This window comes from Massilia sp. UMI-21 (assembly GCA_015277795.1).
Taxonomy (GTDB): Bacteria; Pseudomonadota; Gammaproteobacteria; order Burkholderiales; family Burkholderiaceae_D; genus Telluria.
The window spans coordinates 1,316,091-1,329,075 of record CP063848.1 but is presented as its reverse complement, the minus strand read 5'-3'; the positions used below and the strand labels follow the sequence as shown (position 1 = coordinate 1,329,075).

Genomic DNA, 12,985 nt, shown 5'->3' with positions numbered 1-12,985 from the left:
AGTAGAGAAGCAGCTATGAGCGTTCTCCAGAGTTCAAAGGTGGGATTAATCGGTCTCCCACCGTATTACCTTGGCGACTGGGATGGCCCTCTGTAAATAATGGGCGGCCGCAGTTGTCAGCAGCGGTTGTAAACTGATACAGGCAGCGATTGAAAACTGATACACCATTTTGAGAAGATGGCCGCTTTGCGGAGCGGCCTTGAAACCCAAAGAGGTGTACGTGGAAATTCAACTCCTGAAGAGGCATGGGTTAAGCCTTCGGCAGATCGCCGCCGAGGTAGGCTGCGCAGTGAACACGGTACGCCGGCATCTGGCCCTGGAGGCCGTGCCGAAGTACGAACGCAAGGTCAAACGCCAGACGAAGCTGGCGCAATTCGAGCAGTACCTGAGAGATCGGCAGCAAGCCGCTCAGCCCGACGTGATTCCGGCCACCGTGCTGTACCGCGAGATCGCCGCTCGCGGCTACGAGGGCGGCATGAGCCAGTTGAGGGCCTTTCTGCGCACCTTGCGCCCGGCGCCTCCAGCCGACCCGGTGGTGCGTTTCGAGACGGCGATGGGCGAGCAGCTGCAGGTGGACTGGGTCGAATTCCGTAAAGGCAGCGCACCCTTGCACGCGTTCTGCGCGACGCTCGGCTTTAGCCGGGCGAGCTACGTGGAGTTCGTCAGCAACATGAAGGTGGAGACCCTGATCGCTTGCCACGAGCGCGCCTTTGCGGCGTTCGGTGGCGTGACGCGGCGGGTCCTGTACGACAACATGAAGACGGTGGTGCTGGAACGCGATGCGTACGGCGAAGGCGAGCACCGCTTCCACGCCGGCTTCCTGGACTACGCCAGGCATAGCGGTTTCGTGATCAAGCTGTGCCAGCCGTACCGGGCCAAGACCAAGGGCAAGGTCGAACGATTCAACGGCTACCTGCGTCGTTCGTTCTACGTGCCGCTGGCGAGCCGGCTCGCGCAGAGCGGCCAGAAGCTCGACGTCGTGACGGCCAACGTGGAAGTGGCCCACTGGTTGCGCGACGTGGCCAATGCGCGCATCCACGGAACAACCGGAGAGCCGCCAGCCGAAGCATTGAAGCGGGAGGTGGAGCACCTGCAAGCGCTACCGGCACCGTGGCGGGCGGACATCGCGGCAGCCAGGCCGCAAACGAGTACTGCAGCACCTGCGGCGCCGCGGCCGGCGGCGGTGGTGGAGCGGATCGCGCAACCGTCTCCAGTACAGCATCCGCTACAGGTGTACGACGCGCTGCTGGTGCGGGTTACTGAAGGGGTGGCGGCATGAACCTGCAGCATGAGCGTATCGCGGCGTTGTGCGAGAGCCTGAACCTGCCGTTCGTGGCACAGGGCTATGGCGCCGCAACCCAGAAGGCGGCGAAGCAGGAGATGGCCTACAGCGACTTCCTGGAGGGGCTCTTGAGGGAAGAAGCCGCCGGACGCAACGTACGCAAGCAGAGCATGATGACCAGGCTGGCCGGGTTCCCGGCAGTGAAGACGCTGGACGAGTTCAACTATGACTTCGCCAAAGGCGTCAAGCGCAGCCAGGTCGAGGAACTGGCCGGCCTGGGCTTCGTTGAACGGCATGAAAACGTGGTGCTGGTCGGGCCCAGCGGCGTAGGCAAGACGCACCTGGCAATGGCACTGGGCTACAAGGCCACGCAGGCAGGCATCAAGACGCGCTTCACGACGGCGGCCGACTTGATGTTGGCGTTGTCGACGGCGCATACGCAGAACAATCTGAAAGCGGTGATGCACCGCGCGATCAAGGCGTATCGGCTCTTGATCATCGACGAGATCGGCTATTTACCGATGAACCGGGAACAGGCCAACCTGTTCTTCCAGGTGATCGCGGCCCTGTATGAGCGTAGCAGCCTGATCGTGACCAGCAACCTGCCGTTCGGGCAGTGGGACACGACCTTCGCGCAGGACACGACGCTGACCGCGGCCCTGCTCGACCGGCTGCTGCACCACGCGCACATCGTGCCGATTGCAGGGGAAAGCTACCGGCTGAAGCACCAGCGCCAGGCCGGGATGATGAGGGGGAGCGATGTTGCAGAAGTTGGCTGAACGCGGACGGTGTTCGGCAACGGCGGTGTATCAGTTTTAAATCGCTGGCACGACGAAATCTGTATCAGTTTTCAATCGCCGTTGACAGCAGTTTTTGCGGCCGCTATTTCTCTAGCTTGAGACTATGCATTATTAGGCTTTTTCGATTGCGCTTCAGCGAATAGCGCCGCGTGTATTTCGTGAATCACTAAAGCACAAGAACTATTCATCGAGTCGAGCGTCATCCTCAACAGGAAATCCTCAAACGTTTGGTAGAACGGTCTCCGTTTGATCAGGACAATCCACATCCGCTCAACTGGAGTGTCGATTCGTTTAAGCACGGTGCCTTTGAACCGTCGGACGAAGTCGGAGGCCTGAGCCGAGAAGGTTTCCCAAGCCGTATCTTCCGTGATCGTGAGATTCAGGTTTCCCGAAGCCATAGTCTCGATTGTGGGCAGGTCCATATGCCTCAATTAGTGAAAATAGAAAAACCGCGAACGTCCGCTCGTGGCCGATTGCGGACCTACTGTAGCGCCCGCTGTCGACCCGAAGCAGACGTTCATGTGTTCGATTCGTGCTCTCCAAACCTTGCAATTAGCGACTTGCATGCATCGGCCCCGGCAGTGGAGGCCCAGTGTTCAGCCTCTTCAATCTCCAGTTCAAGCCGGGCCAGGGCACGTTTGTCCCAGTGCTCTCGAACGGCACCGAGCGGCAATGCATCAGTTTCTGAGTCGATAGCAACGAAAATTAGGAAGTCTGCGTCGTCAGCCGCCGTATCAGTTTCATGACGTAAAGCAGCCAATCGTCGTGAACCGATCAGAAAGCTCAACTGTCCGTCGAGCATCGCCTTTGCTATTGAGACGACCTCGCGGCGTACCGAACGAGCGTATCCCTCATGAGTAGCGTATTGGGTCAATTCAAGGCCCTATCTTTGTTCAAGTCAGCCGCACAGTATGTCGGCAACTGTTTAGGTCGAACGTCCGCTCCTGGCCGAAGCCGGCCGTCGAACACAGCATAGCAGCCCGCAAGCCAACAAAAATCGAGAACTGTCACGAAGTCCCACACAGCCGCCATCGACAGCGCACGCATCACGCACAAGACATAAAAAAAACGGCCAGGTTCTCACCCGGCCGTTCCATTTACAAGCGCTATATCAGCTCAGGCCAGCCTGCCGTGGCACTGCTTGAACTTCTTGCCGCTGCCGCAAGGGCACGGGTCGTTGCGGCCGACCTTCACGCCCATGTAGGTGCTGTGGTCTTCCGCCGCCACCGGGGCCGAGTCCGCGCGCACCGGGTTCGGGTTGAGCAGCTCTTCCGGCGCGGCCGACGGGTTGAAGTCGGCGTGCTGGTAGTTGACGTTTTCCAGGTGCGCCAGCTGGGCCGCCATGGCCGCTTCGGCGGCCTCGACTTCCTCGCGGGTCTGGATGCGGACCGTCATCACGGTGCGGATCACTTCGTTCTTGATCATGTCCAGCATGGCACTGAACAGCTCGAAGGCTTCGCGCTTGTACTCCTGCTTCGGATTCTTCTGGGCGTAGCCGCGCAGGTGGATGCCCTGGCGCAGGTGGTCCAGCGCCGCCAGGTGCTCGCGCCAGTGGGTGTCCAGGCTCTGCAGCATGACGTTGCGCTCGAAGCCGGCGAAGGACTCGCGGCCCACGATGTCCAGCTTGGTCTCGTACGAGGTTTCGGCCGCCTTCAGGACGCGCGCGAGGATGTCGTCGTCGTTCAGGTTCGGATCCTCGGCCAGCATCTGCTGCAGCGGAATGCTCAAGCCCCACTCGGCGGCCAGGCTTGACTCCAGCGACGGGATGTCCCACTGCTCTTCCACCGACTCGGCCGGCACGTACTGGCGCACCAGGTCGGTGAACACGCCCACGCGCAGCGAGGCGATCAGCTCGGCCATCTCGCTTGACTCCAGCAGCTCGTTACGCTGGGTGTAGATCACCTTGCGCTGGTCGTTGGCGACGTCGTCGTATTCCAGCAGTTGTTTACGGATGTCGAAGTTCCTGGCCTCGACCTTGCGCTGGGCGGTCTCGATGGAACGGGTGACGATGCCCGCCTCGATCGGCTCGCCTTCCGGCATCTTCAGGCGTTCCATGATCGCGCGCACGCGGTCGCCGGCGAAGATGCGCAGCAGCGGATCGTCCAGGCACAGGTAGAAGCGCGAGGAGCCCGGGTCGCCCTGGCGGCCCGAACGGCCGCGCAGCTGGTTGTCGACCCGGCGCGATTCGTGGCGCTCGGTGCCGATGATGTGCAGGCCGCCGGCGCCCACCACGTGGTCGTGCAGCGACTGCCATTCGTCGCGCAGCTGGGTCGACTGCGCGAGCTTGTCGGCATCGGCCAGCGCGGCGTTGGCTTCGATCAGCTGGATCTGCTTCTCGACATTGCCGCCCAGGACGATGTCGGTACCGCGGCCCGCCATGTTGGTGGCGATGGTGATCATCTTCGGCCGGCCGGCCTGGGCGATGATTTCCGCTTCGCGGGCGTGCTGCTTGGCGTTCAGGACGTTGTGCGGCAGACCGGCCTTGGTCAGGATGCCGGCCAGCAGTTCCGAGTTCTCGATCGAGGTGGTACCCACCAGCACCGGCTGGCCGCGCTCGTAGCAGTCGCGGATGTCGCCCAGCATCGCGTTGTACTTCTCTTCGGCCGACTTGTAGACCTGGTCCTGGCGGTCCTTGCGCTGCGACGGCTTGTTCGGCGGGACGACCACGGTCTCCAGGCCGTAGATCTCCTGGAACTCGTAGGCTTCGGTGTCCGCCGTACCGGTCATGCCGGCCAGCTTGTCGTACATGCGGAAGTAGTTCTGGAAGGTGATCGAGGCCAGGGTCTGGTTCTCGTTCTGGATGCGCACGCCTTCCTTGGCTTCCACCGCCTGGTGCAGGCCGTCCGACCAGCGGCGGCCCGTCATCAGGCGGCCGGTGAATTCGTCGACGATCACCACCTCATTGTTCTGCACCACGTAGTGCTGGTCCTTGTGGTACAGGACATGGGCGCGCAGCGCCGCGTACAGGTGGTGGATCAGGGTGATGTTGGCGGCGTCGTAGAGCGATGCGCCTTCCGGCAGCAGGCCCCATTCGGTCAGCAGGGCCTCGGCCTTTTCGTGGCCGGCCTCGGTCAGCAGCACGGTGTGCGCCTTCTCGTCCCTGGTGTAGTCGCCCGGGACTTCGATCTGGCCCTTGCCGTCCGGGGTCTCTTCGCCGACCTGCAGGGTCAGCAGCGGCGGCAGCGCGTTCAGGCGGTGGTACAGGTCGGTGTGGTTCTCGGCCTGGCCCGAGATGATCAGCGGGGTACGCGCTTCGTCGATCAGGATCGAGTCGACCTCGTCGACCACCGAGAAGTTCAGGTTGCGCTGCACGCGTTCGCGCACGTCGTAGACCATGTTGTCGCGCAGGTAGTCGAAGCCGAACTCGTTGTTGGTGCCGTAGGTGATGTCCGAGGCGTAGGCCTTCTGCTTGCTGTCGTGGTCGAGCTGCGACAGGTTCACGCCGGTCGTCAAGCCGAGCCAGCCGTACAGGCGGCCCATCGATTCGGCGTCGCGCTGGGCCAGGTAGTCGTTGACGGTAATGACGTGCACGCCCTTGCCCGAGAGGCCGTTCAGGTAGACCGGCAGGGTCGCCATCAGGGTCTTGCCCTCGCCCGTGCCCATCTCGGCAATCTTGCCTTCGTGCAGGACCATGCCGCCGATCAGCTGGACGTCGAAGTGGCGCATCTTCATGACGCGCTTGGCGGCTTCGCGGCAGACCGCGAAGGCTTCCGGCAGGATGTCGTCGAGCGTCTCGCCCTTGGCCAGGCGGTCCTTGAATTCGGGCGTCTTGGCCTGGAGTTCAGCGTCCGACAGCTTTTCCATCTGGGGCTCGAGCGCGTTGATCTGGCGCACGGTCTTTTGGTATTGCTTGAGCAGACGCTGGTTGCGGCTGCCGAAAATCTGGGTCAGGAATGACATTGCTGTGTTCTAGAAAATTACGCCGCAAAAAAGAGCCAGGGGTGAGCCGTCGAGGACTCGCCGAAGACCGACTATGGCAAAAAGCTACTGATTTTATCATGCGATCCGGCCACACTTGGGGATGATGGGGCGGATAACAAGGCTGCTGGTCAGTAGAATGTTATCAAATTGCACTATAAGTGCAGCGTCCGCCACACCCGAACGCCCCGGACGCGCCCCGACGGCAGCGGCGATTTACACCTCTCCGGCACCGTCCAGCGCGATTTTCCTGGCCGGTTTGTGGTATGTTGCGGGCATGGCGAAGCGCGCTTCCCTCCCCTGCCTGCGCTCCTGTTTCCTCTTCTATTTTCCAAGCTAGTTTTCATAGTGCATATCTACGGTACCAAGAACCGGCAAACCTCGATCGTTGCGACGGATTTCCTGCGCAAGAACGACCGCATGGCCAGCCTGCTGCCCGCCGCGATGCGCATGGCCCGGCTGCAGTCCGACTGCGCCGCGATCCTGCCCGTAATGGCCGGCAACACCGACGTGATCTCGTTCCAGGACGGGGCGCTGGTGCTCGCGGTGCCGAGTTCGGCCGTCGCGGCGCGCATGAAGCAGATGCTGCCCAAGCTGCAGTCGGCGCTGGCGCAGCGCGGCTGGGCGGTGGAATCGGTGAAGCTGAAGGTGCAGGTGGCACGCGCGATGCCGGACAGCAAGCCGCAAATGCGTACGCTGGAGCTGCCGAAGACGGCCGTGCAGGCCTTCGAGGAACTGGCGGAGTCGCTGGAAGACAGCAGCCAGAACAAGGGCCTGGTGGCGGCGCTCAGGCGGCTGGCGGAAAAGCGGAAGTAATCCGCCCTTCCCTGCGCGCCGGCGGCCGGCATCGGCCCGGGCGCATCACATCTGCGCCCACTCCCGCGTCATCTGGCGCAGGTAGGACGGCGGCGCCTCGCTCAGCGAATCGAACTCGACCCACTCGAAGGCGTCCGGCGTGCCCAGCAGCTTGCGCAGCAGCTCGTTGTTGAGCGCGTGACCCGACTTGTGGGCCGTGTAGCCGGCCAGCAGCGGGTGGCCGACGATGTACAGGTCGCCGATCGCGTCCAGGATCTTGTGGCGCACGAATTCGTCCTCGTAGCGCAGGCCGTCCGCATTCAGGATGCGGTACTCGTCCATCACGATCGCGTTTTCGAGCGAACCGCCGCGCGCCAGGCCCAGGCCGCGCAGGGTTTCCACGTCCTGCATGAAGCCGAAGGTGCGCGCCCGCGCCACGTCGTGCACGTAGGAGACGTCGCCGAAATCGACCGAGGCGCGCTGCATGGTGCCGTCCACGGCCGGATGGTTGAATTCGATGAAGAAGTCGAGCTTGAAGCCGTCGTAGGGCGACAGGCGCGCCCACTTCTCGTCCTTGCCGCTGCCGTGGCGGATCTCGACGTCCTTCAGCACGCGGATGAAGCGCTTCGGCGCGTCCTGCTCTTCCAGGCCGGCCTGCTGCAGCAGGAACACGAAGGACGCCGCCGAGCCGTCCATGATCGGGATCTCTTCGGCGGTCACGTCGACGGTGAGGTTGTCTATCCCTAAGCCGGCGCAGGCCGACATCAGGTGCTCGACGGTGGAGACGCGCGCGCCGTCGCGGATCAGGACCGTGGCCATGCGGGTCTCGCCGACCGCGTCGGCCGCGCTCGGGATGGCGACGATCGGATCGTAGTCGACCCGGCGGAAGGTGATGCCGGCACCCGGCGGCGCCGGCCGCAGGGTCAGTTCGACCTTGGTGCCGGAGTGGACGCCCACACCGGTGGTGCGCACGACCTGCTTGATGGTTCTTTGTTTCAACATGAAAACGATTATAGCCCAGGGCTCCGGGCGGCGCAGACGCCCGGCGGCCTCGCACGCCGAATCGCGCCGGTTCTACGGATGGTCCGACTCCACGTGCACTTTTTCGTGGCGAATCAGATACATGCCGCTGCCGATGATGATCGCCGCGCCCAGCACCGTCCAGCCGTCCGGCAGGGTTTGCCACAGCAGCCAGTCGAGGCCGACCGCCCAGGCCAGTGCCGTGTATTCGAACGGCGCCACGCTCGAGGCGTCGCCCTTGGCGAAGGCCTCGGTGATCGCCAGCTGGCCGATGAAGCCGCTCAGGGCCAGGCCCGCCAGCAGCGGCAGGTCGCTCATCCTCATGGCGACCCAGCCGGGCGCCGCCAGCGCCGTCGCGCCGATCGACATCATCAGCATCAGCCAGAACACCATGTGCTCGCTGCGGTCGGTCCGGGCCAGGATGCCGACCGTGATCGCCGAGATCGCATACATCGCCGCCGCGCCCAGCACCGCCAGGCCGCCGATGGTGAGGAAGCCGGCGCCGTCGGGCCGCAGCACCACCAGCACGCCGCACAGTCCGACCCCGATGGCGATCCAGCGCGCCAGGTCGACGCGCTCTTTCAGGAACCAGACCGACAGCGCGGTGATGATCGCCGGCGCGATGAAGAAGATCGTGTAGGCCTCGGCCAGCGACAGCTTGCGGATGCCGAAGGCGAAGAAGCTGAGCATCGCGATGCCCAGCACCGCGCGCAGCAGGTGCAGCGGCCAGCGAATGCGGAAGATGTCGGCGTAGCCGACCTTGATGCCGACATACAGGACGATCAGCGGCAAGGAGGTGAGCGAGCGCAGCGCGGCCACCTGGATCGCCGGGTAGGTCTGCGACAGCGCCTTCATCACCGTGTCCATCAGCGCGAACATGAAGACGGCCAGCACCATGGCGTAGATGCTGTAGAGCTTACTGGTGGGACGGGTCAGGGACATGGCGGGGCGAGGCTGATGCTACGAAAAAACGGCGCCGCGGCGCCGTTTGCAGGTGTTCCGGCGATGCGCGGGCCGATCAGCCCAGCTGCTCCAGCATCTTCTCGGCGCCCGAGACCTCGAAGCCGGCGGTTTCGACGTTGAGCTGCCTGACCACGCCGTCCTCGACCAGCATCGAGTAACGCTGCGAGCGGGTGCCCATGCCGTGCTTCGAGAAGTCGGCATCCAGGCCCAGGGCCTTCGAGAAGGCGCCGTTACCATCGGCCATCATGCGCACGATGCCGGTCGATTTCTGGTCGCGGCCCCAGGCGCCCATGACGAAGGCGTCGTTCACCGAGATGCACCAGATTTCGTCCACGCCCTTGGCCTTGAGCGCCTCGGCGTTCTGGACGTAGCCCGGCACGTGCTGGGCCGAGCAGGTCGGGGTGAAGGCGCCCGGCAGGCCGAAGATGACGATCTTCTTGCCCTTGACGAGGTCCGCGACCTGGAAGGTGTTCGGGCCGAGCGAGCAGCCGGCCGATTCGGTCTCGATGAATTCCGACAGGGTGCCTTCCGGCAGGCGATCGCCGATCTGGATGGTCATGGTCTGTTCCTTTTTGGGTTTTGAGAATCCGGCAATTATCGCCGATGTCCGGCGAGTCTGCAGAAGGGCCTTGCGTAGGGTGGGCGGCTGCGCCGCCCGCGCGTTCGACTCACGGCAGGTCTGCCATGACGCTCGCACTAGCCGAACGCCCACCGTACGAAAAGAAAAAGGCCAGCTTGCGCTGGCCCCTTGGCGTCCGACCCGGTTCGGCTCAATCGGCCTGCTTGCGCAGGAAGGCCGGAATGTCGTAGGTCTCGACGCCGTTGCGTTGCATCGCCTGCACCTGTTCCGATGCCTGCTCGCGGCGCCACACGGCCGGCTGCTTCATGCCGCTCGCGACCTCGCCGTGGCCCATGGTCATGCCGCCGGCCACCGCCGACGAACCGGCCATCACCGGCGCGTTGTAGGTACCGGTCTTGAGCATCTGCTGCGGCTGCACCAGTTGCATCTTCTTGTTCTTGCCCAGGCCGGTCGCGACCACGGTCACGCGCAGCTCGTCGCCCATCTCGTCGTCGTAGGCGATGCCCTGTGCGATCGACGCGTCCGGTGCGGCGAAGGCGCGCACGGCGGCCATGACTTCCTTGATTTCCTTGCCCTTCAGGCTACGGCTTGCGGTCACGTTGACCAGCACGCCCTTGGCGCCCGACAGGTCGATGCCGTCCAGCAGCGGCGACGCCACGGCCTGCTCGGCGGCGATGCGCGCGCGGTCCACGCCGGCGGCGGTCGCGGTACCCATCATGGCCTTGCCCTGCTCGCTCATGATGGTCTTGACGTCGTTGAAGTCGACGTTGATGTGGCCCGGCACGTTGATGATCTCGGCGATACCGGCGACCGCGTTGTTCAGGACGTCGTCGGCGTGCTTCATCCAGTCGAGCATCGACTCGTCTTCGTAGATGTCTTCCAGTTTTTCGTTCAGGATGACGATCAGGGAGTCGACGTGCTTGGTCAGTTCTTCCAGGCCCGATTCGGCGACCTGCATGCACTTGTCGCCTTCGTAGGAGAACGGCTTGGAGACCACCGCAACGGTCAGCGCGCCCATCGATTTGGCCACTTCGGCGACGATCGGTGCGGCGCCGGTACCGGTGCCGCCGCCCATGCCGGCAGCGATGAAGACCATGTGCGCACCGCGCAGCGCGTCTTCGATGCGCGCGCGCGACTGCTCGGCCAGCTGGCGGCCGACTTCCGGACGCATGCCCGCACCCAGGCCGGACTCGCCGATCTGGATGATGTTGTTGGCGCCCGAAACCGCCAGCGCCTGCGCATCCGTGTTTGCGGCGATGAACTCGACACCGGACACACCCTTGTTGATCATGTGCTGAACCGCATTGCCGCCTGCGCCGCCGACGCCGACAACTTTGATCACGGTCCCCAGTGCTGCGTTATCGACCATATCGAACTCCATATGAACTCCCAATATTCAAGATGCCGTTTCCGTTTCAGGACTGGTGCCAGGCCCCTGACAGAGCCCTGAAACCGGAAGTAGCGATTGTATTTAAAAAATCTTTACCCGTGGACGATTTGTTGCTGCCGTACTAAAAAAATTCGTGCTTGATGCGACCCTGCTGCCCTGCTTTAGAAATTCCCCGCTATCCATTCCTTCATGCGCTGCCAGACTGCCTTCACCGAACCATCCTGACGCGTGACGATGTGACCGCGCAGGTACTGCTTCTTCGCTTCCAGCAGCAGGCCGAGCACCGTGGCGTAGCGTGGGCTGCGCACGACGTCGGCCAACTGGCCGCGGTAGTCCGGCGTGCCGAGGCGCGCCGGTTTGAGGAAGATGTCCTCGGCCATCTCGATCATGCCGGGCATGATCGAGCTGCCGCCGGTAAGTACGATGCCCGACGAGAGCACGCCCTCGTAGCCCGACTCGCGCACCACCGTGTGCACCATCGCGAACAGTTCTTCGACGCGCGGCTCGATCACCGCCGCCAGCGCCTGGCGCGACAGCGCGCGCGGACCGCGGTCGCCCAGTCCCGGCACCTCGAGCGTTTCGCCCGGATCGGCCAGCACCTGCTTGGCCACGCCGTAGCGGATCTTGATGTCCTCGGCTTCGCCGGTCGGGGTGCGCAGCGCCATCGCGATGTCGCTGGTGATCTGGTCGCCCGCGATCGGCAGCACGGCGGTGTGGCGGATCGCGCCGTCCGAGAACACCGCGATGTCGGTGGTGCCCCCGCCGATGTCGATCAGGACCACGCCCAGTTCCTTCTCGTCGGTGGTCAATACGGCGTCGGCCGATGCCATCGGCTGCAGGATCAGGTCCGAGACCTCGAGTCCGCATCGGCGCACGCACTTTACAATATTCTGGACCGCGGACACCGCACCGGTGACGATGTGCACGCGCACTTCCAGGCGAATGCCGCTCATGCCGATCGGCTCGCGCACGTCTTCCTGGTTGTCGACGATGAATTCCTGGGGCACGGTGTGCAGCAGTTGCTGGTCGGTCGGGATGTTGACCGCCTTGGCGGTCTCGATCACGCGCGCCACGTCGGTGGCGGTGACTTCCTTGTCCTTGATCGCAACCATGCCGCTCGAATTGAACGAACGGATATGGCTGCCGGCGATGCCAGCATAGACATTGCGGATCTTGCAGTCGGCCATCAGCTCCGCCTCCTCGAGCGCGCGCTGGATCGACTCGACGGTGGCCTCGATGTTCACGACCACGCCTTTCTTCAATCCTTTCGACTCGTGCTGACCGAGGCCGATCACCTCGTGGCGTCCATCGGACATCACTTCGGCCACCACCGCCACCACCTTCGAGGTGCCGATGTCGAGGCCGACGATCAGGTTCTTCGCGTCTTTTGTCATTGCTGTTGCCTGCTTATGTTTGCTTGGTTGTTTTGTTGGGTTGATGCGGTTTTTTCTTGGCCGGCTTGACTGGCTTGGTGGCGTCGGTCGGCACCGCCAGCGCGGCCGAGGACAGCGCCAGGCCGTTCGGATAGCGCATGTCGATGGTGTCGATGCGCCCTTCCTGCAGCCGCGCGACCAGCTGCGGGTAGACGCCCACCAGCCGCTGCACGCGCTTTTTCAGCGTGTCCCTGTTCTGCTCCCGGCCGAGCGCCACGCTCATGCCGTTGTCCAGCTTCACGGTCCAGGCGTAGCGCTCCGACAGCGACAGCGCCTGCGGCGCCAGCTCGACCGGCGAGAACCACGAGCGCAGCTCGGTGAAGCGGGCCAGCACTTCCTTTTCGCTGCCCTTGGGGCCGTCGAAGGCCGGCAGTTCGTGGTCGTCGTCGGCCTCGGCCAGGTTGGCGGTAAACACGTCGCCCTTGACCGACAGCAGCCGGCCATCCTCGCCCCAGGTGCCGAGCGCCTCGTGCTCTTCGACCTCGACGATCAGCTGGTTCGGCCATTCGCGCCGCACCGTGGCGCGGCGCACCCAGGGCACGGTCTCGAAGGTCGTGCGCACCTGGTCCAGGTCGGTGGTGAAGAAGTTTCCGCGGATCTTGCCGATCACGCCGTTGCGCACCGTGAGTTCGTTCACGTGGCGCAGCGGCAGCGCGTACATGCTCTCCACCGTCACCGCCTGCAGCAAGAACATGGGACGTTGCGACAGCCACCACACGCCGGACCCGATACAGGCGAGCACGGTCATCGCCACCAGGCTGCTGGCGGTGGCGTTGAGGGCGCGGACGTCATGCCACATGCGTC

12 protein-coding genes are annotated in these 12,985 nt (G+C 63.8%); 3 read left to right on the top strand and 9 right to left on the bottom strand.

Going from position 1 to position 12,985, the window contains the following annotated elements:
• Positions 1-199: 199 nt before the first annotated feature.
• Both IM543_05930 and IM543_05925 read left to right on the top strand, forming a co-directional pair.
• The gene (locus IM543_05930; protein QOY95400.1) at positions 200-1,279 is read left to right on the top strand and encodes an IS21 family transposase; all 1,080 of its coding nucleotides are present in this window, start codon (positions 200-202) and stop codon (positions 1,277-1,279) included.
• Positions 1,276-2,061, top strand: coding sequence for an AAA family ATPase (locus IM543_05925; GenBank protein ID QOY95399.1), 786 nt, complete (start codon positions 1,276-1,278; stop codon positions 2,059-2,061). The genes IM543_05930 and IM543_05925 overlap by 4 nt, the downstream gene beginning before the upstream one ends.
• Before the next feature lie 122 nt (positions 2,062-2,183).
• Here IM543_05925 and IM543_05920 read toward each other — a convergent pair whose 3' ends face one another.
• The 3 genes from IM543_05920 to secA form a co-directional block, all read right to left on the bottom strand.
• A complete protein-coding gene (locus IM543_05920; GenBank protein ID QOY95398.1) occupies positions 2,184-2,504 on the bottom strand; it encodes a hypothetical protein in 321 nt (106 codons plus the stop codon).
• A 95-nt stretch (positions 2,505-2,599) separates the two neighbouring features.
• Complete coding sequence (locus tag IM543_05915; GenBank protein ID QOY95397.1) at positions 2,600-2,884, bottom strand: DUF2489 domain-containing protein; 285 nt, start codon at positions 2,882-2,884, stop codon at positions 2,600-2,602.
• Positions 2,885-3,198: 314 nt separating this feature from the next.
• Entirely contained in the window at positions 3,199-5,982 is a 2,784-nt protein-coding gene (gene secA / locus IM543_05910; GenBank protein ID QOY95396.1) for a preprotein translocase subunit SecA, read from the bottom strand.
• A gap of 438 nt (positions 5,983-6,420) precedes the next feature.
• On the opposite strand from secA, the gene IM543_05905 reads away from it, so the two are divergent.
• Positions 6,421-6,816, top strand: a complete 396-nt coding sequence (locus IM543_05905) for a DUF721 domain-containing protein (GenBank protein ID QOY96540.1) — start codon at positions 6,421-6,423, stop codon at positions 6,814-6,816.
• Between the two features lie 45 nt (positions 6,817-6,861).
• Here the strand turns inward: IM543_05905 and IM543_05900 are convergent, their stop codons facing one another.
• From IM543_05900 to IM543_05875, 6 genes are all read right to left on the bottom strand, one after another.
• Positions 6,862-7,797 (bottom strand): UDP-3-O-acyl-N-acetylglucosamine deacetylase, encoded by a 936-nt coding sequence (locus IM543_05900; protein ID QOY95395.1) that lies wholly within the window; start codon positions 7,795-7,797, stop codon positions 6,862-6,864.
• A gap of 72 nt (positions 7,798-7,869) precedes the next feature.
• Entirely contained in the window at positions 7,870-8,712 is an 843-nt protein-coding gene (locus tag IM543_05895; protein QOY96539.1) for a DMT family transporter, read from the bottom strand.
• Positions 8,713-8,833: 121 nt separating this feature from the next.
• On the bottom strand, positions 8,834-9,337 hold the full coding sequence (locus IM543_05890; protein ID QOY95394.1) for a peroxiredoxin: 504 nt from the start codon (positions 9,335-9,337) through the stop codon (positions 8,834-8,836).
• Positions 9,338-9,548: 211 nt separating this feature from the next.
• Positions 9,549-10,739: a cell division protein FtsZ gene (gene ftsZ, locus IM543_05885; GenBank protein QOY95393.1), complete on the bottom strand. Its 1,191-nt coding sequence runs from the start codon at positions 10,737-10,739 to the stop codon at positions 9,549-9,551.
• A 170-nt stretch (positions 10,740-10,909) separates the two neighbouring features.
• Positions 10,910-12,142 carry a cell division protein FtsA gene (gene ftsA / locus IM543_05880; GenBank protein ID QOY95392.1) on the bottom strand — a complete coding sequence of 411 codons (1,233 nt, stop codon included), beginning with the start codon at positions 12,140-12,142 and terminating at the stop codon, positions 10,910-10,912.
• 13 nt (positions 12,143-12,155) lie between these two features.
• On the bottom strand, positions 12,156-12,980 hold the full coding sequence (locus IM543_05875; GenBank protein QOY95391.1) for a cell division protein FtsQ/DivIB: 825 nt from the start codon (positions 12,978-12,980) through the stop codon (positions 12,156-12,158).
• Between the last annotated feature and the right edge of the window lie 5 nt (positions 12,981-12,985).